Genomic DNA, 21742 nt, shown 5'->3' with positions numbered 1-21742 from the left:
GTCTCCTGTGAGGTGAGTGTGCGATGCGTCCGGTTCTGGCGGATGCCTGAGTCGATGTTAGGCCCTTTGCAGTTTGCGGACGGGCGATCGTCACGGCCGGGTGAGCTCTCGCTGCGGACATGTTTCGATCGGCGAAGTCCGATAGGTTGTGGGCCATGACCGACGAACAACTGTTGCAGGGCCCGATCCACCCCGTCCACGTCGAACTCGGCGCGACGTTCGCGCCGTTCGGGGGGTGGCAGATGCCGGTTTCGTACGCCGGCGTCGTGGCCGAACACACCTCTGTGCGTGAGAATGTCGGACTCTTCGACGTCAGTCACCTCGGCAAGGCCGTCGTGCGTGGCGCGGGCGCCGCGGAATTCGTGAACTCCGCACTGACCAACGATTTGAACAAGATCGGGCCGGGTAAGGCTCAGTACACGTTGTGCTGCAACGAGTCCGGTGGTGTCATCGACGACCTCATTGCGTACTACGTCAGCGACGACGAAATCTTCCTCGTCCCGAACGCAGCCAATACCGCGGACGTCGTTGCGGCTCTGGTCGCCCTCGCACCGGACGGAATCACCGTCGAGGATCAGCATCGTGCCTACGGTGTGCTGGCTGTGCAGGGTCCGAAATCGGTGGCGGTTCTGACCGCTCTGGGACTTCCCACCGAGATCGAGTACATGGCGTACGAAGATGCGGAATGGAACGGCGTGCCTGTTCGTGTGTGCCGCAGCGGTTACACCGGTGAGGTCGGCTACGAACTCCTGCCGCGGTGGGAGGACAGCGAGCCGTTGTTCCGCGCGCTTCTCGAGGCAGTGCGCGCCGAGGGTGGGCAGGCCGCCGGACTCGGCGCCCGTGACACTCTTCGTACCGAGATGGGGTATCCGCTGCACGGGCATGAGCTTTCGCTCGAGATTTCTCCGCTCGAAGCGCGCTGCGGATGGGCGATCGGTTGGAAGAAGCCGACATTCTGGGGCAAAGAGACCTTGACCGACGAGAAGGCTGCCGGCCCGGCTCGCAAACTCTGGGGGATCAAGGCTCTCGATCGCGGCGTGCTTCGTGCCGGCCTCGGTGTTCTGCGTGACGGCGAGGCAATCGGCGAGACCACCTCGGGGACGTTTTCGCCCTCGCTCAAAGTGGGAATTGCGTTGGCGCTCCTCGATTCCGGTGCCAATGTCTCGGCCGGCGACGAGATCGAAGTCGACGTCCGTGGTCGTGCTCTTCGGTGCGTCGTGGTGTCTCGTCCGTTCGTGGAGACCAACACCAAGTAGAGAGCTTTTTCACGTTAGATAGGATTGCGCCCATGACAGGTGCCGCCGATTTCGTTCGTGTTCAGAGCTCGTCCCCGAAGTCCGACGCCGAGCGCCGTGACATTTTGGCGGCGCCCGGCTTCGGGCGGCACTTCACCGACCACATGGTCTCGATCGACTACACCGCGGGCAAGGGCTGGCACGACGCCCAGGTGTTGCCGTACGGAAACATCGAGCTCGATCCGGCCGCAATGGTTTTGCACTACGGACAGGCCATCTTCGAGGGCCTCAAGGCATACCGTCAGCCGGGTGGCGAGATCAGCTCGTTCCGCGTCGAGGCCAACGCCGAGCGTTTCGCGGCATCTGCGCGCCGTCTGGCCATGCCGGAGCTCCCGTCGCAGATGTTCATCGATTCCATCACCGAACTGATCGACGTCGATCTCGACTGGGTTCCCGCAGCCGGTGGCGAGGACGCGCTCTACCTCCGTCCGTTCATGTTCTCCACCGAAGCCGGACTCGGTGTCCGTCCCGCCGACGAGTACCGCTACCTGCTGATTGCCTCGCCCGCCGGTGCGTACTTCCCGCGCGGCGTCAAGCCGGTCAGTGTGTGGCTGTCCACCGAATACGTTCGCGCGGCCCCCGGCGGTACCGGCGCGGCCAAGTTCGCCGGCAACTACGCCGCTTCACTCCTCGCCCAGGCGCAAGCCGCCGACGAGGGTTGCGACCAGGTGGTCTGGCTCGACGCCATCGAGCGCACGTACGTCGAGGAAATGGGTGGAATGAACCTGTTCTTCGTCTTCGGCTCGGGCCCCGACGCTCGCCTCGTGACGCCGTCGCTGTCCGGTTCTTTGTTGCCAGGCATCACGCGCAACTCGTTGCTCGCCCTTGCCGCCGATTCCGGTTTCGCCGTCGAGGAGCGCAAGATCAGCACCGACGAATGGCGCACCAAGTGCAAGAGCGGTGAAATCACCGAGGTCTTCGCTTGCGGCACAGCAGCAGTCATCACCCCCGTCGGACGCGTCAAGTCCGCCGAGGGCGAGTTCACCATCGCCGACGGCGAGCCGGGTGAGGTGACGATGGCACTGCGCGACACCCTCACGGGTATCCAGCGCGGAACCTTCGCCGACACCCACGGCTGGATGACGAAACTTCACTGATCGCTGGTTCGTTCCGCGAGCAATCGCTCCCGGAAGAACTGCAGAATCTCGTCTCGAGCGACGGTGGTGGGCGATCCCGCCTCGTCGACGAGATGAGCCGTCACCACGCTGTGTGGATTGGCAATGACGTGTTCGAAGAACGGCGACGTTGTCGCGTTGGCCGCTTCGTCGGGTAGTACCTTCCCGACGAAGCGCTCGCCCAAGGCCTTCGAATAGGCGGCGAATCGTTGTGCGCGGCAGAACGAGTCACCTCGAAAGCGGTATGCAAGCACCGTGAGGTCTTCGGCCTCGAGTCTCGAGCGCACGGCTTCGAGTTCTTCGGGCCCGCTGTCGGTTTCGTCCGGTCGATCGAGCGGTAACGACGGTTGGGCGAGAACCGGCGCGATGACCGAGGGTTCGAGCATCATCGACAACGCGAAGTTACCGGTGAAGCACATTCCGATCACGCCGACGCCAGGACCGCCGCTCTCCTCATGCGCCGAAGCGGCGAGTGAACGCAGCCAACGGACCGCCGGACTCGGTTCGTCGGCAGCGAGGGCGCGGAATTCTGCACTGACGCAGGCTCTCTTGAATACCGTCAGCCCCTCGTTCACTGTGGGGACCGCGCCGTCGTGCCCGAAGAGTGACGGAACGAAGACAGTGAAACCGGCGTCGCGCACCCAGCGGGCGAATCGCGCTACATGCGGGCTGATGCCCGGCATCTCCGGCATGACGATTACTGCGGGACCGGTGCCGGCCACGTACACGGACTTCGCCACTGCGTCGATGGTGATCGTTCGACGGTCGAAGTCTTCGAGCGGATCGTCTTCGGTCATGCTCCGGTTCGGCACGGTGAGCCCTCTCAGTAGTCGAAACAATTCCTCTGCACAGTCTTTCGGCGCGGGATCGACTACAGAAGAGGGCGGTTCGCCATGTTTTCGGGCGGGCTCGCCTCGCACCTATCCGGCGCCGCCGTTGCGGAATCGCTTTCGGTAGTCGGCCGGGCTGATGCCGACGCGGTCGGTGAACAGGCGACGGAAGGTTCCAGGATCCTGATAGCCGATGTGCCCCAGGATCTTTCCGAGAGGCCAGTCGGTCGATTCCAACAACCGTTTCGCTTTTCGGATCCGTGCACGCTGCAGATAACTGCGCGGCGATTCCCCGGTCTCGTCCTTGAACTTCCGAAGCATGGTTCGGGTGCTGAGGTGAAAAGCACTCGACAGCAGATCCAAGTCGTAAGGTTCCGCCATCCGTTCGACCAGCCACCTTCCGACGTCGTCGGCAAACTGTGTGTGTTTGGCGGGCAGCATCGAGTCGAGGATGTACGGAGCTTGACTGGTTCGGTTTTCGGGCGCCAGCGTAATTCTTGCGGTCGTACGCGCAATCTTGTCGCCGAGATGCTCGCGCACGAGTGCTGTTGCGAGGTCGAGCGCGGCGGTGAACGCAGCAGTGGTGGTGACGCCGTCGTCCTGGACGATCAACGAGTCGGTTCGAACCGTCGCACCGGGGTAACGACTCGCGAGGTCCGCACCGTACAGCCACGACGTCGTACATCGGCGTCCGTCGAGCAGTCCCGCCTCGCCCAGCAGATACGCGCCGACGCAGACCGACGACACCCGAACGCCGCGCGCCTCGCACGCACGGATGAACTCGATTTCTCTGTCCCACAGCGACAAACGCGTCGCAGGGTCTTCGGACGGCACGAGTTCGAACCCCGGCACAACCAGGTGATCGATGTCGTGATGCCCCTCCTGCACGCCGAGCGAAAATCCACCTGCCGCAACGACGGGCGTGCCGGACGCTGCGATGACCGATACCTCGAAGGGGTCGGCGGGCGCTCCATCAGCGACGCGATTGGCGATCAGGAGAAGGTCGGTGAAAACGAAGATCTCGGCCGCGAGGCAACCTTCGTACGCAAGGACACCTACTCGCACGACGTCGGATCACAGTCCGAGAGTGAGGCCGACGGCCGTAAGCGTCACAGTGAGTTCGAGTGCGAATCCGAGAACGTCTCCGTTGAGTCCGCCGAATCTACGGACGCAGTGACGCACGCACAGCACACTGATCACCAGCGCCGACGCGGTCACGAGAGGGCCGAGCCACCACCGGTCGGTGGCAAAGCCGGAAGCGGCGATCAGCGGAACCGACCACACGATTGCGGCCCACAGCGGTTGTGAATCGGCGACGAGCGCACCGAATCCGCTCGGGCTCGACGCGAGAATACCTCGGCGGCAGGCAAAAACGACGGCCACACGACCCGCAGCGACAGATACGAGAACGGCGATCCACTGCGTGGGGGAGTCGGCAACAGCGAGGACGCCGAAGGAGACCGATTGCAGCCCAAGGAAGATGAACAGTGCCGCGACCCCGAACGGTCCGGCACCGCCGCTGTGCATGACCTCGCGGGCGCGCTCCGGTGGACCGTAACAACCCAGTCCGTCGACGGAGTCTGCCAGTCCGTCCACGTGCATCCCGCGTGTCCCGAGAGCGAGCGCACCTACCGTCAGCAAGCCTGCGAGATAGGGATTCAGACCGATACTGGTTGTGCCCCAGAGCAGAAACGTCGCGGCAATGCCGAGAGCGATCCCGGTGAGCGGAGCTGCCGCGATGGCGCGACGGCCGGCAGTTCGATCAATGTCGGAGGGACCACGAACCGGAAGGACCGTCAGCCACGAGAAGGCCAGCGGCACTCCGGACAGCGGGCCCGCCACGCTCACTCCGCCGTATCGGTCTTGGTCAGGTCGATCGACTCGGGTTCGTCGGCAGGTGCGCTGCCCTGAGTGCTGACACCGGCTTCGGAGAATGTCGCCATCTTGCTCAGGATTGCCACTGCGCCCTGAAGAATCGGGAGAGCTGTGACTGCACCTGAACCTTCACCGAGACGCATGTCGAACTCGACGATCGGGTCGAGACCCATTCGGGTCAATGCGATGGTGTGGGCGGGTTCGGTGGAGCGGTGTCCGGCGACCCACCATTCACGTGCGCCGAAAGCCAGTTCGTCGGCAACCATGGCGGCTGCGGTGACCACAACGCCGTCGAGGATCACCGGCGTACGACGCGAAGCTGCCTGGGCCAGAAAGCCGGCCATCGCGGCGAGGTCGGCACCCGAAGACGTGCGCAGCAGCGCGACTGTGTCGCGAACGTGCGGACGGGCACGCCGGAGAGCGTCGCGAATCGCTGCGGTCTTGCGGATCCATCCGGCGTCGTCGATACCGGTACCTCGACCCACGACCGCGACGGGTTCACTGTCCGTGAGTGCGGCGATGAGTACGGTTGCGGGCGTCGTATTGCCGATGCCCATGTCGCCGGCGATGAGAAGATCTGCGCCCCCGTCGATTTCCTCGTCCGCGATCGCTCGGCCGGCGGCGATGGCCTGAAGGGTTTCCTCGTTCGACATGGCGTCTTCGCGGTCGATGGACCCGGAAGACCTGCGTACCTTGTGGTTCGAGACGGACAGATCGGTATCGCCGTCCACTGCGATGTCGACGACGCGTACCGTGGCGCCGGCAACCTCGGCGAGGACGTTGACTGCCGCGCCGCCCCCGAGGAAGTTGGCGACCATCTGTGCGGTCACTTCCGGCGGATAGGCGGAGACCCCGTTGCGGGCGATTCCGTGATCACCCGCGAACACGACGACGCGAGGCCGAGCGAAAGCGTGTGGGGGACAAACTCCTTGGCAGGCTGATGCCCAGCCGGCGAGAGCCTCCAGTCGGCCCAGCGAACCGGCCGGCTTGGTCAGATCACGCTGACGCGCATCGGCCTGCGCTCGCACCTCGCGGTCGGGCGGGGTGACGGGTTCGAAGTCGGCGCTACTGACTGGCGCGACGTCAGGGTTGGCATCTGGATTCGCCCCTGAAATGGCCCCTGGATTGGCCTCGGTACTCACATCGTGCCTTCCGGTTGTGCAGCAGTATCTTTCAAGATGAGCGGTAACCCTGCAACCACTAGTACGACACGATCGCACACCGCCGCGATACGAGCGTTGAGAGTGCCGATCTCGTCGCGGAACAATCGTCCGGACCGCGTCTCGGGGATGACGGCCAAACCCACTTCGGGGCTGACCAGCACCAGGTGTCCGCGATAGTTCTCGACACTGGCGACCAGGCTGTCCGCAGCGGGAGTGACGGTGCCGCGCGGAGCGTCCCAGGCGCCTTGCCGATCGAGTTCCGTGGTCAGCCACGTTCCCAGATCGTCGACCAACGTCGCTGTGTGTGAATCGCTTTCGAGCTGCGCCGCGAGATCGCCGGCATCTGCGGTTTCGACCGTCGACCAATGGGAAGGCCGCCTGTTGCGGTGTTGGTCGATCCGGCTCTCCCAGTCTGCGTCGGAGACATCGCGCCTTGCCGTCGCCAGATACCGGATCGGTGCCGAACTTTCGGGTAGGTGGCCTCCACAAACCAAATCCTCGGCGTGCGCGGACTTACCAGACCGTGCGCCGCCGAGGACCAAAGTTCTATACGTGTTCGTCACGCTCAGATTGCGTCGCCCGGCCCCACACGAGGCTTCGGTGCGCGCAGCTTGCGGATCTGCGACGCGCGAACGAACGCGTACCAGCCGAGCTTGAAGCCGCCGTCGGTGCTGTCGGGGAAGCGCTCGGCGACGCGGTTGTTGATCATGCGACCGAGCCAGATGCCTTCACCGACCATGAAGAGCATCATCACGAGCATTGCCAGTGTGACGATCTGCTGGAGCGCGGGCGTGACGAACATGGTCATGATGAGGATCAACGCGAGCGGCATGAACAGCCCGACGAGGTTGCGGCGAGCGTCGATGAAGTCGCGGACGTAGGCGCGAACCGGTCCCTTGTCGCGGGGGAGCAGGTACTTGTCCTCGCCGGCGAGCATGCGGGCGCGGCGGTCTGCCGACGATGCGCGACGCTCGGCGGCTTCGGCCTTGCGGTCCTCCTTGGAGCCGCGGGTCGCCTTGCGGCGGGCGCGGGCTTCCTTCGCGGTCAGCGGGGCAGGGGCAACGGGGCCACGCCTCTTCGCCTCGGCGTCACGACGCTTGGGTGTGGGGCGGCCCTTGCCCACCTGCTCGATGGGCGCCTCTTCGGAGGCCGAGGATGCCTCAGTGCCCTCGACGTCACGTTTGTCGGAGTTGTCTGAGTCACCGCGGCGTAGCAATTTCACACCTCCAGGCTATTGGATAAGTGCACGGTCTGGGAAACCGACCTCGGTCTTTCTGAAAAACCCAATCGCCCGAGGCACTGAAACGCGCGAGATCGTGAAACATCGGGGTCATTCGGGACTCTTAGACTTCGGCTATGCGGGTAATAGTTGCTCCAGATTCGTTCGGTGAGACGTTGACGGCCGTCGAAGCGGCCGAATCCATTTCTGCCGGTTGGCGACGTGGCCGACCCGAAGACGACGTCGTCACCGCGCCACAATCCGACGGTGGTCCGGGATTCGTCGACGTCTTGGCCACGGCCGGGGGCGACATCCGGACTGCACGGGTGTCCGGGCCTTTGACCGCCGCCGTCGACGTCACGTGGCTGTTCGATTCGGACACGGCGTACATCGAGTCCGCCGAGGCCGTCGGGCTCGGCCTGCTCGGAGGTCCGCCGACGCGGGACACCGCACTCGCCGCGCACAGTCTCGGTGTGGGAGAGCTGATCGCTGTCGCGCTCGAGGCAGGCGTGAAGACGGTTGTCGTCGGACTCGGTGGGAGTTGCTGCACCGACGGGGGACGTGGACTGGTGGAGGCGCTGGGCGGCCTGGAGGTTGCAGCGGCGGCTACGGCAGGCACTCAGTTGGTCGCCGCCACCGACGTAGAACACGTACTTCTCGGCGAGCACGGTGCGGCAGCGGTGTTCGGCCCGCAAAAGGGTGCCGACGCCGAAGCCGTCGCTGTCCTCGAAGCGCGGAACGCGAGATGGGCCGAACAGTTGGAGTCCGCCACCGGAATACGAGTGTCGGATTTTCCGGGTGCCGGCGCCGCGGGTGGTATCGGTGCCGCGCTCTTTGCGCTCGGTGCACAGCGGCGATCCGGGGCCGACGTCGTCGCGGATCGCACCGGACAGGCCGCGCTACTGGCTTCCGCTGACCTGGTGATCACAGGCGAAGGCAAGTTCGACCACCAATCTCTGCGCGGCAAACTCGTCACAACGCTCGCTTCGGCGGGAGCAGCGCACGGCGTTCCGACGCTCGTCTTTGCCGGCCAGGTGACGCTCGACGAGGCGGACTATGCGTCGACCTCGATAGTCGCGGCGAAGTCGGTGACGGATTTCGCCGGGTCGGTGGAACGTGCGATGGAGGAGGCGTCGGCGTGTCTCGAGGGACTCGCCGAACACACGGCACGCGAGTGGAACATCTGGCGCGGCGTCCGGAGCTGAGGATCCACAAGCGTCGACGCGCCGTTGCCGTGTCTGGAAGACCGGATAGGATGAAGACGAATCGCACCCGGTAAAGGACTGGCGGGAATAAGTCGGCAGCGGCGTACCGTTGAAGCGTTCACGGGTTGGTACGAACATTAGGGAGAGCCCATGACTGTGCAGAACGAGACCGCCACCCACGGCGTCAAGATGACCGAGGCCGCGTCCGCCAAGGCGAAGGCACTCTTCGATCAGGAGGGTCGCGACGACCTCGCGCTGCGTATCGCAGTGCAGCCCGGCGGCTGTGCCGGACTGAAGTACCAGCTGTTCTTCGACGACCGCACGCTCGACGGTGACCTCACCGTCGACTTCAACGGCGTCAACCTGGTTGTCGACCGGATGAGCGCGCCGTACGTCGAAGGTGCGTCCATCGACTTCCTCGACACCATCGAGCAGCAGGGCTTCTCGATCGACAACCCCAATGCAACAGGCTCCTGCGCCTGCGGTGACTCGTTCAACTGAGTCTGTCGATCACAACTCAATTCACGAACAACTGACGCGGAACCGACATTCGGTTTCGCGTCAGTTGTTTGTGGTGACTCGTACGTAGACCGTTCCGATCCGACAGCTCGGGCGCCGATGACGGCGCTACGGGCGGTAACGTGAACTTTTGCTCCTCTTTCATTCTTGTACTCACTTCGCTGAAAGGCCACGATCCGTGACTATTGCGGTAACCGGTTCCATCGCCACCGACCACTTGATGCGCTTCCCCGGCCGCTTCGCCGATCAGCTCCTCGCCGATCAGCTCGCCCACGTTTCGCTGAGTTTCCTGGTCGACGATCTCGTGATTCGCCGCGGTGGTGTCGGCGGCAACATCGCTTACGCCATGGGCGTGCTCGGTGGGTCCCCGCTACTCGTCGGCGCAGTCGGTGCCGACTTCGCCGAGTACCGCACGTGGCTCGAGGACAACGGCGTCGACTGCAGCGCGGTCCGTATCTCGGACAAGGCACATACGGCGCGTTTCGTGTGCACCACCGACGAGGACATGGCGCAGATCGCGTCGTTCTACCCCGGTGCGATGAGCGAGGCTCGCGAGATCGAACTCGCGACAGTGGCCAAGACTGCGGGCGCAGTCGAGTTGGTGCTGATCGGCGCCAACGACCCCGAGGCCATGGTTCGCCATACCGACGAATGCCGTCTGCTCGGGATTCCGTTCGCAGCGGATCCGTCGCAGCAGCTTGCCCGCCTGTCCGGTGACGAGGCCAAGGCGCTCATTCACGGCGCGAAGTACTTGTTCACCAACGAGTACGAGTGGGGTCTGCTTCAGCAGAAGACTGGTCTGAGCGAGGAAGAGATCCGCGCGCAGGTCGGCATCCGTGTCACCACCCTCGGCTCCAAGGGTGTGGAAATTGTTGACGCCGAAGGTAATTGGGTGCGCGTCGACGTAGTGCCCGAGACCGGCAAGGTGGATCCGACGGGCGTTGGCGACGGCTTCCGCGCCGGGTTCCTGCTCGCACACGGCGCCGGTCTGAGCTTCGAGCGTGCTGCACAGTTGGGATCTTTGGTCGCTGTGTTGATTCTCGAGACCGTGGGAACGCAGGAGTGGGTGTTCAATCGCGACGAGGCACTCAAGCGCCTTACCGACGCATACGGCAGCGCGGCAGCGGACGAGATCGCGACGATCCTGCCGAAGTAGGGCTCCGCCCCGTGAGTGGTTGAGGAGTTCGGAGACTCCCTAACCGCTCACGGGGCCGAAGGCCTAGATATTGACCGGGTACACCGGCTCCTGGATCTGCGGCACGATGCGCTTCTCCACGAAGATTCCGTGCCAGACCATGAAGGTCAGGACGGTCCACAGGCGTCGGCTGTGGTCGGACACGCCCTCGCGGTGATCGTTGAGCATCTTCACGACGGCCTGCTTGTCGAAGATGTGGTCGGTTCCCGACTCCTCGATCTGCAGATGTGCCCAGTCGAAGAGTTCGGTGCCGCGCAGCCAATGGCGCAGGGGAACCGGGAATCCGAGCTTCGCACGGTGCAGAACATGGTGCGGCACAATGCCTTCCAGGGCCTGGCGCAGTGCGTACTTGGTCGTGTCCTTCGTGATCTTCTGATCGAGCGGTACGCGTGACGCGACGTCGAAGACCTCGGGATCGAGGAACGGCACACGCAGTTCCAGCGAGTTGGCCATCGTCATCTTGTCTGCCTTGACGAGGATGTCGCCGCGCAGCCAGGTGAACAGGTCGAGATGCTGCATCCGCGCAACCGGATCCCAGTCCCGTGACTGCGCGTAGATCGGCGCGGTGACGTCCTGGTGCGTCCACTCCGGACGGAAATCGCGCAGGACGGCGCGGAGCTGAGCGTCGTTGAAGCTACGAGCATTTCCGTAGTAGCGCTCCTCGAGGGTCAACGAACCGCGATTGAGCAGGCTCTTGCCGCGAGTGCCGTCCGGGATGCGTTCGGACAACTTGCCCGCGGCCCGACGCAGCCCCTTGGGGAGGTACTCGAAAGGCTTGAGCGACAACGGCTCACGGTAGATCGTGTAGCCGCCGAACAACTCGTCGGCACCCTCGCCGGACAGCACGACCTTGACGTGCTTGCGCGCTTCCTTCGCGATGAACCACAGCGGAATCAATGCCGGATCGGCTACCGGGTCGTCGAGGTACCAGACGATCTCGGGAATGGCAGCGGCGAACTCGGCGGGGGAGACCACCTTGACGACGTGCTTCGCGCCGATCGCTGCGGCAGATTCTGCAGCGACGTCGACCTCGGAATAGCCCTCACGTTCGAAACCGGTCGTGAAGGTGATCAGGTTGGGGTTGTGGCGCATCGCCAGCGCCGCGATCGCCGTGGAGTCGATACCACCGGACAAGAACGAACCGACGGTGACGTCGGCGCGCATGTGCTTGGCGACCGAATCCTCGAGTGCCTCGGCGATTTCCTGGTAGCGCGCCTTCTCGGTGCCAGGTGCAAAAGGCTTGGCCGGGAACTTCGGCGTGAAATACCGCGTGAACGTGGGCTCCTCGCCCGGACGCACCCGAGCGAAGCTGCCCGACTCCAGGCGTCGGATCTGCTTGTGCAGTGTTTCCGGCTCCGGTACGTACTGCAGAACGGTGTAGTGCTCGATGGCACGCGGATCCAGCTCGGTACCGATGCCGATCAGATCGGTGAGTTCGAGCAGGCTCTTCTTCTCGCTGCCGAACGCGGTGCCGCCGGCGCCGGTCGCGATGAACAGCGGCTTGATCCCGAACGGATCGCGCGCGATGAACAGCTCGCGTGTGTCGGTGTCCCAGATCGCGAACGCGAACATTCCGCGCAGGCGCCGGACCGCGTCCTCACCCCAGTAGTGGAATGCAGCGACGATGGCCTCGGAGTCGCCCTCGGTGAAGAACTTGGCGTCGTGGTCCTTGACCAGTTCGGCGCGGATCTCCAAGTAGTTGTAGATCTCGCCGTTGAACGTGAGCGCATAACGCTCCGGGTTCTCCGGTGGGCCCCAACGCAGCGGCTGGTGGGAATGAGCGATGTCGATGATCGCCAGGCGGTTGAACCCGAAGACGAGGTGATCGTCGTTCCACGTCCCGTGTTCGTCCGGCCCGCGGTGACGAAGGCAATGCATCGCCTGGTCGACCCGCGAGACGGCGTCCTCGCTGGTTCCGCCAGATGTCAGTAGCCCGAGCAGTCCACACACAGCGTCCGGTTCCTCGATTCAGAATTTTTGTACAGAAGGCTCCCGGACACGAGTGTCGGGGAGAGGTCAACGAACTCTTGACGAAAGTATGCCGCAGATCGACGTCCCTGCCGATCGCGGCGGAACGAATCGACGTGATGTGCGTCGCCGAAACGACCTGAGCCGTTCCTGAGCAGCACCTGAGAGAGCTGTGTGACGTCCGCCGCGACACGGGCGAGGACCCGAGGATGGATAGCGCCCGGCTTTGGTCTACGCTGCGTAGTAATTGGGCCTTCCCTCCGGGCATGCCCTAGTTGAATTTTGTGGCGATCAGGAAGGCGTGAACGTGGCGCAAGGTCGGATCCTTCGGCGAGCGGGGCTGGCAGTATCTCTGGGCATTGCTGCCTTGCTGCTGTCGGGTTGCTCCATCGACAACGAAGTGCTTCGTTTCGGGTGGCCTTCGGGCATCACCCCGGAGGCGACGCGCATGCGTGAGCTGTGGACGTGGTCGGTTGTAGCCGCCCTCGTCATGGGTGTGCTGGTGTGGGGGTTGGTCTTCTGGGCCGTCATCTTCCACCGTAAGAAGAAGGACTCGCCGGAATTCCCGCGTCAGACGGCATACAACGTGCCGCTCGAACTCGGTTACACGGCAGTTCCCTTCGTCATCATCGCGGTTCTCTTCTACTTCACCGTCATCGTTCAGAACCATGTTCTGGACAAGACGGACAACCCTGACGTCGTTGTAGACGTCACGGCCTTCCAGTGGAACTGGAAGTTCGGCTACCGCTCCATCGAGTTCGGTGACGGTTCCGCCAAGTACAACGGAATCGACGTCGAGGCCGAAGAGGCTGCCAAGACCGAGGGCTCCACTGTCAACGATCACGGCGAAGAAGTCCCCGGCCCGATCCACGGCAACAGCACCGAGGACCTGAGCTACCTGCACTACGACAAGATCGAGACCGTCGGTTCCAGCCAGGAGATCCCGATCCTCGTTCTGCCCACCGGCAAGCGGATCCAGTTCGAACTTGCTTCCTCGGACGTCATCCACGCTTTCTGGGTGCCTGAGTTCCTGTTCAAGCGCGACGTTCTCCCGAACCCCAAGGAGAACCACTCGGACAACATCTTCCAGATCAGTGAGATCGAGAAGGAAGGCGCGTTCGTCGGGCGTTGTGCAGAAATGTGTGGCACGTTCCACGCGATGATGAACTTCGAGGTTCGTGCGGTTTCGCCCGAGGACTTCGCCAAGTACATCGAACTGCGCAAGGGTGACGCGGAGGGCAAGGGTGGTCTGACGACCGCTGAGGCTCTGCAGGCAATCGGTCAGTCGCCGGTGGCTACGTCGACCACGCCGTTCAACACCGACCGCGAGTACCGTCAGGCAACCGTCGCCACTGCAGGCAACTGAGCCGGCCAGCCTCTTCACTGAACAAGGACAAGTGCTGATATGAAGATCGAAGCCAAGCTCTTCGAGATCCTGACGATGTTCTTCATTCTCGTCGCGATCATCTACGGAGTGTTCACCGCTCTGTCACGCACAGGTATCGAGTGGGCCGGACTGACGGCCATCGTCCTGTCTGCAGGTCTGACGCTCATCGTGGGTACCTACTTCCGCTTCGTCGCCCGTCGTCTGGACACCCGTCCCGAGGACTACGACGACGCTGAAATCTCGGATGGTGCAGGAGAACTGGGCTTCTTCAGCCCGGGTAGCTTCTGGCCGATCCTGCTTGCCGCTGCTGCTGCACTCGCGGCAGTGTCGCTGGCGTACTTCCAGCCGTGGCTCATCGCAGTCGCAGTTGTCTGTGTGCTCGCCGCAGCCGCAGGCCTGGTGTTCGAGTACTACACCGGACCCGAGAAGCACTAGTTTCACCCGCACTCGAACAGAGGCGCCGCACCCACCCGGGTACGGCGCCTCTGTTGTCGTTTATGTGAGTTTCGGTGGTAGGAGGGTGCCTGTCAACAACCGCTCTCTGTCAATCGTGGAGCGAGTATTCGAGGTCGTAGCGGTGCAGACCGTCGACGACCTCCAGCTCGAGAGTGCCTGCGATGCCCTTCAACTCGCCGGTTCCGGACCCCGGCACGATCTCGTACAGAAGCTTCTGCGTTCCGTCGATCATCTGACCGAACTGCTGCAGGGCGAACGATCCCACAGCTTCGTCGACCTGCCCCGTGACAAACTCCAAAGCGACATAGCCCGCTGCACCGGCTGTCGGATCGCCCGCGGACAGCATCAGGCCGGACGACGTGCCCTCGACGCCGCCGATGAACGTCTTGTCGAACTCGAAGCGTCCGACGCGTCCGGAGAGCTCAGGATCGGCGGGGCGAAGATCGATCTCGAAGGTGCCGCGTGAATGGGATGTCATGGTCCGAGTATCTCACCAGGCGACAACGCCTCGAGGGGACTCCCGAGAACGTGCAACACTCGGTAGATGATTCTCGAACATGCCGTCCTGCAGGTCGATCCGTCGCAGTCAGCGCGTTTCGAGGCCGCATTCGACGTGGCCCGAACCATCATCTCCGAGGTTCCCGGATTCATCAGGCTGCGGCTCTCGCACTGCCTGGAATCACCGGAGCGATATCTCCTGCTGGTCGAGTGGGAAGACGTGGAGTCACACACCATCGGGTTCCGTAAGTCGCCAGGATACGAGAAGTGGCGAGAACTTCTCCATCACTTCTACGAGCCGTTCCCGACGGTGGAGCACTATTCGACTGTGCTCGAGGTCTAGCAAAGCGTAGTGCCTGCTGTTGTCGGCGCTCAGACGACGAACCGGGGGAGTGGTGCCCACTTGGAGGTTGTCCATACTGAATCGCTCAGAGAACGAGTGAGGCCCCGAACCGGAATCCGGTTCGGGGCCTCACTGGTCAACTGACGTTCTTAGTGGAGTTCTCCACTGGAACCATCGGACTTGCCGTTGGTTCGGTTCTGGTAGTCCAGAAGGATCTGAAGCTGCTCGTGCTCAGCTTCGTGATGAGCGGCTTCGAGAGCCTCGCTCTCCTCGACAGGGTCGGCGGTGATCAGGCTACCGCTACCGGGCTTGCCGGCGAGGCCGAGCTTGTTCATCTTCTTCGGGACAGCAGCACCCTGGTACTCGAGCGGGATCGGGTGTCCGTGCTCGTCGACGGGGCCGAGCGGCTGGTGGATCTCGATGTACTGGCCGTTCGGCATCCGCTTGATGATGCCGGTCTCGATGCCGTGTTCGAGGACTGCACGGTCACTGCGCTGCAGGCCGATGCAGAACCGGTACGTCACGAAGTACGCGATGGGCGGAAGGATGACCATGCCGATACGGCCGATCCACGTCATTGCGTTCAGCGAGATGTGCAGGTGGTACGCGATGATGTCGTTGATGCAGGAGATCGTGAGCACCAGGTAGAACGCGATGGACATCGCACCGATAGCGGTACGGACCGGCACGTCGCGCGGGCGCTGCAGGATGTTGTGGTGAGCGTCGTCTCCGGTGAGACGCTTCTCGATCCACGGGTACGCGATCAACAGTGCGAAGACGAGGCCCATGATCAGGGCGACGGCGAACACTGCAGGGATCGTGTACCGGTTGAACAGGTAGATCTCCCACGCCGGCCACAGTCGAGCAAGGCCGTCCGTCCACATCATGTAGATATCGGGCTGGGAACCTGCCGAGACCTGTGACGGGTTGTACGGACCGATGTTCCACACGGGGTTGATCTGGAACAGACCACCGAGCAGTGCGAGCACGCCGAAGGTCATGGCGAAGAACGCGCCACCCTTCATCGCGAAGACCGGGAGGATGCGGACGCCGACGACGTTCTGTTCCGTACGGCCGGGGCCGGGGAACTGCGTGTGCTTCTGGTACCAGACCAACGCGAGGTGGCCGGCGATCAGAGCCAGGATGATGCCCGGGAACAGCAGCACGTGAGCGACGTAGAGACGCGGGATGATGAGGTCGCCGGGGAAGTCGCCGTCGAAGATCAGCCAGTGCATCCAGGTACCGACGATCGGGATACTCATCGTGATACCACCGAAGGCGGCGCGGAGGCCGGTGCCCGAGAGCAGGTCGTCGGGGATGGTGTAACCGAAGAAGCCTTCGAACATCGCCAGGATGAGCAGCAGGCAGCCGATGACCCAGTTCGCTTCACGCGGGCGACGGAAGGCGCCGGTGAAGAAGATGCGAGCGAGGTGAACGATGATCGACGCCGCGAACATCAGTGCAGCCCAGTGGTGAATCTGGCGAACGAAGAGACCGCCGCGCACCTCGAAGGAGATGTTCAGGGTCGTCTCGTAGGCGCGAGACATCGTGACACCACGAAGCGGCTGGTATGCGCCCTGGTAGACGACGTGTGCCATCGACGGATCGAAGAACAGCGTCAGGAACACACCGGAGATCAGCAGGATCACGAAGCTGTAGAGCGCGATCTCGCCGAGCATGAAGGACCAGTGCGTCGGGAAGACCTTGTTGATCTGCCGGCGCATGCCTGCGGCGAGGTGGTAGCGGGAGTCCATAGCCTCCGCTTGTCCAGCCGCTGCCGCGCTGATCTTGGACGGTTTGGTTGTTGTTGTGGTCACGGTCGACGCTCCCAAAATGCCGGGCCGAGTGCTTCGATGAAGTCACCGTCGGCGACCAGGAAGCCCTCTTCGTTCACTGTAATAGGCAACTGCGGAAGTGCGCGAGCAGCGGGACCGAAGATCGGCTTGCCGTAGGTCAGTGCGTCGAACTGCGACTGGTGGCAGGGGCACAGAATACGGTTGCTCTGCTGTTCGTAGAGCGAGGTGGGGCAACCCAGGTGGGTGCAGATCTTCGAGTAGGCGAAGTAATCGCCGTAGTTGAAGCTTTCCTGGCCCTTACGCTTGGTGACACGCGCGGTGTCTTCCGTGCGGAGGCGGATGAGCATCACCGAGTTACGAATGCCGCGCAGTGCTGCGAGCAGAGCGTGCTCGTCGCCACGGTCGGACTCGCGGAACGGGAAGACCGTTTCCATCGAACCGGCATCGAGATCTTCCGGGCGAACGAGGACGATGTCCTCGGGACGGCCGGTGTCACGACGCAGGTAGATGGTCTCGCCCGGGTAGTTCGGGGTCCAGCCGGACACCCACAGAGGTGAGTCGTCGCCCTTGGCCCACGGGTTCTTGATGAGTCCGCCGAGGGGCATGACCATCATGACGCCGAGTGCGCCGCCGCCGAACATCAAGCTGCGCTTGATGGCCTTGCGGCGGGGGAGGGTGGACGTCTCGAGGGTGTCGCCGAGCTCGGCGACGATCGTGCGACGATCGACCTCGGTGGAACCACCGTCGTGGCGGTCCTGGATCGAGACCTCTTCGGGGATGAACTTCTTCGTGAACTGAACGGCACCGATGCCGACGCCGAGGATCGCCAGACCCATGGTCAAGCCGATCAGCGGGGTGTACAGGCTGTACTTGCCGTAGTTCTCGTCACCGGCGCCTGCGTACTCCCAGGGCCAGAACAGGTAGATCGCGATGAACGCGATCGCCGAAACGCCGGCGAGGCCGAACCAGAAGGCGACGTTGCGCTCGGCGCGCTTTTCCGCCCTGGTGCCCTTTACCGACCAACGATCACGGCGGTAGACGACATCGACGCCATCGAGATTGGTACCCAGCTTGACCAGGTCGTCGCGTGACATCGCGTCGAGCTCTTCATCTGTGTACTTCTTAGGCGTATCGCCGCCATGCTGGCCAGCGTCGCTCATGACCTTGCTCCGATCCACAATGCTGCACCGACGACAGCGATGATTCCGACGGCCCACATGGCGAGACCCTCAGAGGCCGGACCGAGGCCACCGAGCCCGTACCCACCGGGGTCCTTCGACTCGCCCGACGACTTGACGTAGGCGATGATGTCCTTCTTCTCCTCGATCGTCAGCTGACGATCCGAGAACTTCGGCATGTTCTGGGGACCGGTAACCATGGCAGCGTAGATCTGCTGCTCGCTGGCCGGATCCAGGACCGGGGCGTACTTGCCCGAGGACAGTGCGCCACCGCGGCCGGTGAAGTTATGGCACGACGCGCAGTTGAGCCGGAAGAGCTCACTGCCGCGTCCGACGTCGCCACCGCGCAGCGAGGACTGGGCGATTTCGCCGTTCTCGTCGCGGATGAGCGTCGGGCCGCCGCCGTTGGCCTGGATGAAAGCGCCGAGGGCGTCGGTCTGCGCAGCATCGAACTTGGGGTCCTTGCGTGCAGCCTGGGCCTCGTTGCGAGCTGCCGGCATACGACCAGAGGAGACCTGGAAGTACACGGCTGCTTCGCCGACGCCGATGAGGCTGGGACCGCGGTCCTGCACGCCCTGCAAGTTCGCGCCGTGGCACGTGATGCATGACGTGTCGTACAGCTGCTTGCCTTCACGAATCAGGGCTGCTGAATCGTCACTGGCGGTCGCAACCTGCGGAGCTGGTGTCAACGCCGAAGCGAGGAAACCTGCGCTGATCAATCCCATCATCAATACGAGCGCGCCAGTGACGCGCCGGCGGATTTTCCGCTGGCGACGCGACTTCGCGGCATTCGCTGAGTTATCGGATGCGGGAGGGGGGGATGAACTCATCTGTATCCCTTTGGTATGTCGGGACGGAACTGGACGTCAGGGGCTGCCTGGGGCGTACAGCTGATTAACGGATGAAATAAATCGTGGCAAACAGCGCGATCCACACGATGTCGACAAAGTGCCAGTAGTACGAAACAACGATCGCGGCGGTGGCCTGGGCGGGCGTGAACTTGCTGACCCGGGTACGTGCGATCAAGAAGACGAAGGCGATGAGACCGCCGATGACGTGCAGACCGTGGAAGCCGGTGGTCATGTAGAACACCGAGCCGTACACGCTGCTCGAAATCGTGGTGCCCTCGTGCACGAGGTGGTAGTACTCGTAACCCTGGCCGGCGACGAAGAACGCCCCCATGACCAAGGTGATGGTGTACCAGCGACGAAGTCCGAAGACGTCGCCACGCTCAGCCGCGAAGACACCCATCTGGCAGGTGAACGAAGATGCGATAAGCACCAAGGTCACCGGCACGGCCAGATAAAGGTTCAATTCGGTTGGCTCCGGCGGCCAATTTCCGTTCGCCTGAGCTCGTGCCACGAAGTACATGGCAAAGAGCCCTGCGAAGAACATGAGCTCACTTGACAACCACACGATGGTGCCAACGCTGACCATATTCGGCCGGTTCAGCGAGTGCACGCGTTGGGTGATTGCCGATCCTGAAGTCCCTACTGCGCTCGTCACAGACAGAAGTATGACGCTTCGTCGTAAGAGACGACCACTCGGGTCCACCATCGGCGCGTCGCTCGGCTCGAGTTCGCGGGATCGGGCGGCGAACGCGCTGGTGGCGTGGTCGGAATATGCTGGCGCGATGGCAGCTACACACAAGAGTAGACCGTGGTTCCTGAGAATTTTCGGCACGAAGATTCCGACACCGCTCGATGCAGGGCGGTCGGATCTGGTCGTCGTTGCCGAAGGCTTCGACGACGCCGAGGCGAGCTCGACGGCTCTCGAACGTGCCGCCTCCACCGAGCCGGAGTTCAGGGCGGAGTCCGAAGTGGTTCTGCGGCATCATCTCGACCTCCCGGAGGGCTCGGTAGCCGATGCCGAGAGCATCGTCGCCCAGGACGGATATGTGCGAGGCTCGAGTCGGCCCGAGGACGTGACTCCGACGGTCGAGAATTCGGTTCGCGTCGTCTTCGAGCGTGTCCAGGTGCTTGACGCACTGCATTGCTCCCAGGAGCGGTCACGAATGGCCGGTCTGGCGCAGCGACTCGGTGGTTCGGTCGCCGGGTGGGACGCGCTCCAGCCCCCGATACTTGCGGAGGCGCCGCCCAAACGCGGTCGCAGAAAGTCCTGAGCGGCCCTATTCGGTTTCCTCGTTACCTCACTGACTAGGCTGCGAGGGTCAGAGGCAGCACGTAATGACAGCACAAAAAGACAGCACGAAACGACAGCACGAAACGACAGCAAAAAATTAGCCCACTTGAACGACAGGGGACCAAGGCACTATGGCCGGCACCGACGCATCCAACGCCGTGAACGTCGATTCGAGTGCAGTGGTGCGGTCCTGGCCGATGATTCTCGGTTTGCTCACGGACGGCAGTGACTTGTCGGAAGCCGACAGTCGCTGGGCTATGGGCGAGATCATGTCGGACAACGCCACCTCCGCTCAGATCGCTGCTTTCGGGGTCGGTCTGAAGATGAAGGGAGAAACCCCCGCGGAGTTGGAAGGGCTCGCCGCCGCGATGCTCGAACACTCCAGGCGCGTGCCGGTCGATTCCGACGTCGTCGACATCGTCGGCACGGGTGGTGACCGCTCCAACACGGTGAACATCTCGACGATGGCCTCGATCGTGGTTGCCGCGTCCGGTGTGCGAGTTGTCAAGCACGGCAACCGCGCTGCTTCGTCCAAGAGCGGTGGCGCCGACGTGCTCGAGGCGCTCGGCGTTCGCATCAACCTCGGGCCGGAGCAGGTTGCGAGGTGCGTCGAAGAGGTCGGCATCGGCTTTTGTTTCGCGCCGGTCTTCCATCCCGCACTGCGCTTTGCGGCGGTGCCTCGCAAGGAAATCGGCATTCCGACGGCATTCAACGTGCTCGGTCCACTGACCAATCCGGCTCGTCCGCGTGCCGGGCTGATCGGGTGCGCATTTCCGAAACTGATCTCGGTCGTCGCGGGAGTCCTTGCGCAGCGCGGCAATTCGGCGTTGGTGGTACGGGGAGACGACGGACTGGACGAACTGACCACATCGACGACGTCGACGGTTCACATCGTCGGCGGTGGAAGTGTGCGAACTGTCACGCTGGATCCGCGTGACCTCGGAATCGACCGCGTTCCTCTCGAAGAGTTGCGTGGAGGCGACGCCGAAATCAACGCCACCGTCGCCAGAACGCTGCTTTCCGGGCAGAAGGGGCCGGTCCGGGACGCGGTCCTGCTGAACGCGGGAGCAGCCATCGCGGCATTCAACGGTGTCGGCGACGATCTCGAGAGTGCGATCTCTGCCGGGATGACTGCAGCCGCTGCCGCGATCGACAGCGGCGCGGGCGCTGAACTGCTTCACAAGTGGGCGGCGCTCACCGCCGAGCTGGCCGACCAAGCCTGATCGAGGGGCTATTCACCCAGCGAGAAACCGGCCTCGACGTCTGCGCTGGAGAATGACTGGAACGCAATGTGTGTGGCGGTTCGGAGAACGCCGGGCACCTTGTTGATTCCTCCGGTGACCACGTCGGCGATCTGGGCGTGGTCACGCACTTTCACGATGGCGATCAAATCGACGTCACCTGCGCACGAGTAGACCTCGGTCACTCCGGACAGGTCGGCGACGGCCTGCGCGGTTTCCGGGATCCGAGCGGACTCGGCGTGAATCATGACGATGGCGTTGATCATTTCTCTCCTCGATTTCCCTGCGGGTTGTGATGACCCGGTGGTTTCGATCGA

General features: G+C 63.3%; 23 protein-coding genes. 10 read left to right on the top strand and 13 right to left on the bottom strand.

The window, feature by feature from the left end; genetic code table 11:
* Positions 1–155 precede the first annotated feature (155 nt).
* Both gcvT and G9U53_RS14275 read left to right on the top strand, forming a co-directional pair.
* Entirely contained in the window at positions 156–1256 is a 1101-nt protein-coding gene (gene gcvT, locus G9U53_RS14280; RefSeq protein WP_165638815.1) for a glycine cleavage system aminomethyltransferase GcvT, read from the top strand.
* 32 nt (positions 1257–1288) lie between these two features.
* The gene (locus tag G9U53_RS14275; protein ID WP_003941766.1) at positions 1289–2392 is read left to right on the top strand and encodes a branched-chain amino acid aminotransferase; all 1104 of its coding nucleotides are present in this window, start codon (positions 1289–1291) and stop codon (positions 2390–2392) included.
* On the opposite strand, the gene G9U53_RS14270 is transcribed toward G9U53_RS14275, so the two are convergent.
* The 6 genes from G9U53_RS14270 to G9U53_RS14245 all read right to left on the bottom strand — a co-directional run bounded on the left by G9U53_RS14270 (position 2386) and on the right by G9U53_RS14245 (position 7500).
* Positions 2386–3222: a dienelactone hydrolase family protein gene (locus G9U53_RS14270; RefSeq protein WP_029538292.1), complete on the bottom strand. Its 837-nt coding sequence runs from the start codon at positions 3220–3222 to the stop codon at positions 2386–2388. The two genes, G9U53_RS14275 and G9U53_RS14270, sit on opposite strands and share 7 nt — an antisense overlap.
* Positions 3223–3330: 108 nt before the next feature.
* Complete coding sequence (locus G9U53_RS14265; RefSeq protein ID WP_019748916.1) at positions 3331–4305, bottom strand: helix-turn-helix domain-containing protein; 975 nt, start codon at positions 4303–4305, stop codon at positions 3331–3333.
* Between the two features lie 9 nt (positions 4306–4314).
* Positions 4315–5082 (bottom strand): adenosylcobinamide-GDP ribazoletransferase, encoded by a 768-nt coding sequence (locus tag G9U53_RS14260; protein WP_080961137.1) that lies wholly within the window; start codon positions 5080–5082, stop codon positions 4315–4317.
* A 2-nt stretch (positions 5083–5084) separates the two neighbouring features.
* Entirely contained in the window at positions 5085–6230 is a 1146-nt protein-coding gene (cobT, locus tag G9U53_RS14255) for a nicotinate-nucleotide--dimethylbenzimidazole phosphoribosyltransferase (protein ID WP_165638882.1), read from the bottom strand.
* A 23-nt stretch (positions 6231–6253) separates the two neighbouring features.
* The gene (gene cobU, locus G9U53_RS14250; RefSeq protein WP_054828420.1) at positions 6254–6841 is read right to left on the bottom strand and encodes a bifunctional adenosylcobinamide kinase/adenosylcobinamide-phosphate guanylyltransferase; all 588 of its coding nucleotides are present in this window, start codon (positions 6839–6841) and stop codon (positions 6254–6256) included.
* Positions 6842–6843: 2 nt separating this feature from the next.
* Positions 6844–7500, bottom strand: a complete 657-nt coding sequence (locus G9U53_RS14245) for a DUF3043 domain-containing protein (protein ID WP_007730051.1) — start codon at positions 7498–7500, stop codon at positions 6844–6846.
* 134 nt (positions 7501–7634) lie between these two features.
* Here G9U53_RS14245 and G9U53_RS14240 point away from each other — a divergent pair, with 134 nt between their 5' ends.
* From G9U53_RS14240 to G9U53_RS14230, 3 genes are all read left to right on the top strand, one after another.
* The gene (locus G9U53_RS14240; RefSeq protein ID WP_083058822.1) at positions 7635–8702 is read left to right on the top strand and encodes a glycerate kinase; all 1068 of its coding nucleotides are present in this window, start codon (positions 7635–7637) and stop codon (positions 8700–8702) included.
* A gap of 150 nt (positions 8703–8852) precedes the next feature.
* Entirely contained in the window at positions 8853–9203 is a 351-nt protein-coding gene (locus G9U53_RS14235; protein WP_007730053.1) for an iron-sulfur cluster assembly accessory protein, read from the top strand.
* A 196-nt stretch (positions 9204–9399) separates the two neighbouring features.
* Positions 9400–10377, top strand: a complete 978-nt coding sequence (locus G9U53_RS14230; protein WP_058039452.1) for a carbohydrate kinase family protein — start codon at positions 9400–9402, stop codon at positions 10375–10377.
* A gap of 63 nt (positions 10378–10440) precedes the next feature.
* On the opposite strand, the gene asnB is transcribed toward G9U53_RS14230, so the two are convergent.
* Complete coding sequence (gene asnB, locus G9U53_RS14225; RefSeq protein WP_003941790.1) at positions 10441–12366, bottom strand: asparagine synthase (glutamine-hydrolyzing); 1926 nt, start codon at positions 12364–12366, stop codon at positions 10441–10443.
* Between the two features lie 319 nt (positions 12367–12685).
* On the opposite strand from asnB, the gene G9U53_RS14220 reads away from it, so the two are divergent.
* Together G9U53_RS14220 and G9U53_RS14215 are read left to right on the top strand one after the other, a co-directional pair.
* Positions 12686–13750: a cytochrome c oxidase subunit II gene (locus G9U53_RS14220; RefSeq protein WP_007730054.1), complete on the top strand. Its 1065-nt coding sequence runs from the start codon at positions 12686–12688 to the stop codon at positions 13748–13750.
* A 39-nt stretch (positions 13751–13789) separates the two neighbouring features.
* Positions 13790–14206, top strand: a complete 417-nt coding sequence (locus G9U53_RS14215; protein ID WP_003941723.1) for a cytochrome c oxidase subunit 4 — start codon at positions 13790–13792, stop codon at positions 14204–14206.
* A gap of 109 nt (positions 14207–14315) precedes the next feature.
* Here G9U53_RS14215 and G9U53_RS14210 read toward each other — a convergent pair whose 3' ends face one another.
* Entirely contained in the window at positions 14316–14705 is a 390-nt protein-coding gene (locus G9U53_RS14210) for a DUF3224 domain-containing protein (RefSeq protein ID WP_058039453.1), read from the bottom strand.
* Between the two features lie 66 nt (positions 14706–14771).
* On the opposite strand from G9U53_RS14210, the gene G9U53_RS14205 reads away from it, so the two are divergent.
* On the top strand, positions 14772–15068 hold the full coding sequence (locus G9U53_RS14205) for an antibiotic biosynthesis monooxygenase (protein ID WP_019748908.1): 297 nt from the start codon (positions 14772–14774) through the stop codon (positions 15066–15068).
* 149 nt (positions 15069–15217) lie between these two features.
* Here the strand turns inward: G9U53_RS14205 and G9U53_RS14200 are convergent, their stop codons facing one another.
* From G9U53_RS14200 to G9U53_RS14185, 4 genes are all read right to left on the bottom strand, one after another.
* On the bottom strand, positions 15218–16822 hold the full coding sequence (locus G9U53_RS14200; RefSeq protein ID WP_007730057.1) for a cytochrome bc complex cytochrome b subunit: 1605 nt from the start codon (positions 16820–16822) through the stop codon (positions 15218–15220).
* Between the two features lie 59 nt (positions 16823–16881).
* Positions 16882–18024, bottom strand: coding sequence for a ubiquinol-cytochrome c reductase iron-sulfur subunit (locus G9U53_RS14195; protein ID WP_007730058.1), 1143 nt, complete (start codon positions 18022–18024; stop codon positions 16882–16884).
* Positions 18021–18872, bottom strand: coding sequence for a cytochrome c (locus tag G9U53_RS14190; protein ID WP_003941682.1), 852 nt, complete (start codon positions 18870–18872; stop codon positions 18021–18023). The genes G9U53_RS14195 and G9U53_RS14190 overlap by 4 nt, the downstream gene beginning before the upstream one ends.
* 64 nt (positions 18873–18936) lie before the next feature.
* On the bottom strand, positions 18937–19548 hold the full coding sequence (locus G9U53_RS14185; RefSeq protein ID WP_007730060.1) for a heme-copper oxidase subunit III: 612 nt from the start codon (positions 19546–19548) through the stop codon (positions 18937–18939).
* Positions 19549–19675: 127 nt separating this feature from the next.
* On the opposite strand from G9U53_RS14185, the gene G9U53_RS14180 reads away from it, so the two are divergent.
* Together G9U53_RS14180 and trpD are read left to right on the top strand one after the other, a co-directional pair.
* A complete protein-coding gene (locus G9U53_RS14180; RefSeq protein WP_064689205.1) occupies positions 19676–20164 on the top strand; it encodes a hypothetical protein in 489 nt (162 codons plus the stop codon).
* Positions 20165–20315: 151 nt separating this feature from the next.
* Positions 20316–21407: an anthranilate phosphoribosyltransferase gene (gene trpD, locus G9U53_RS14175; protein ID WP_003941751.1), complete on the top strand. Its 1092-nt coding sequence runs from the start codon at positions 20316–20318 to the stop codon at positions 21405–21407.
* 8 nt (positions 21408–21415) lie between these two features.
* On the opposite strand, the gene G9U53_RS14170 is transcribed toward trpD, so the two are convergent.
* On the bottom strand, positions 21416–21691 hold the full coding sequence (locus G9U53_RS14170; RefSeq protein WP_003941677.1) for an Lrp/AsnC ligand binding domain-containing protein: 276 nt from the start codon (positions 21689–21691) through the stop codon (positions 21416–21418).
* Positions 21692–21742 lie beyond the last annotated feature (51 nt).

The organism is Rhodococcus sp. D-46, assembly GCF_011290655.1.
GTDB lineage: Bacteria > Actinomycetota > Actinomycetes > Mycobacteriales > Mycobacteriaceae > Rhodococcus_F > Rhodococcus_F qingshengii.
Note: the sequence above shows the minus strand (reverse complement) of the source record. Positions and strands in the feature narration are given on the sequence as shown.

Excerpts from the sequence above, each read along its gene's own strand:
- G9U53_RS14210 (WP_058039453.1), bottom strand. The coding sequence starts at position 14,705 with ATGACATCCCATTCACGCGGCACCTTCGAGATCGATCTTCGCCCCGCC.
- G9U53_RS14240 (WP_083058822.1), top strand. The coding sequence starts at position 7,635 with ATGCGGGTAATAGTTGCTCCAGATTCGTTCGGTGAGACGTTGACGGCC.
- G9U53_RS14235 (WP_007730053.1), top strand. The coding sequence starts at position 8,853 with ATGACTGTGCAGAACGAGACCGCCACCCACGGCGTCAAGATGACCGAG.
- G9U53_RS14215 (WP_003941723.1), top strand. The coding sequence starts at position 13,790 with ATGAAGATCGAAGCCAAGCTCTTCGAGATCCTGACGATGTTCTTCATT.
- G9U53_RS14205 (WP_019748908.1), top strand. The coding sequence starts at position 14,772 with ATGATTCTCGAACATGCCGTCCTGCAGGTCGATCCGTCGCAGTCAGCG.
- G9U53_RS14275 (WP_003941766.1), top strand. The coding sequence starts at position 1,289 with ATGACAGGTGCCGCCGATTTCGTTCGTGTTCAGAGCTCGTCCCCGAAG.
- trpD (WP_003941751.1), top strand. The coding sequence starts at position 20,316 with ATGGCCGGCACCGACGCATCCAACGCCGTGAACGTCGATTCGAGTGCA.
- gcvT (WP_165638815.1), top strand. The coding sequence starts at position 156 with ATGACCGACGAACAACTGTTGCAGGGCCCGATCCACCCCGTCCACGTC.
- G9U53_RS14190 (WP_003941682.1), bottom strand. The coding sequence starts at position 18,872 with ATGAGTTCATCCCCCCCTCCCGCATCCGATAACTCAGCGAATGCCGCG.
- G9U53_RS14200 (WP_007730057.1), bottom strand. The coding sequence starts at position 16,822 with ATGGACTCCCGCTACCACCTCGCCGCAGGCATGCGCCGGCAGATCAAC.
- G9U53_RS14195 (WP_007730058.1), bottom strand. The coding sequence starts at position 18,024 with ATGAGCGACGCTGGCCAGCATGGCGGCGATACGCCTAAGAAGTACACA.
- G9U53_RS14180 (WP_064689205.1), top strand. The coding sequence starts at position 19,676 with ATGGCAGCTACACACAAGAGTAGACCGTGGTTCCTGAGAATTTTCGGC.
- G9U53_RS14170 (WP_003941677.1), bottom strand. The coding sequence starts at position 21,691 with ATGATCAACGCCATCGTCATGATTCACGCCGAGTCCGCTCGGATCCCG.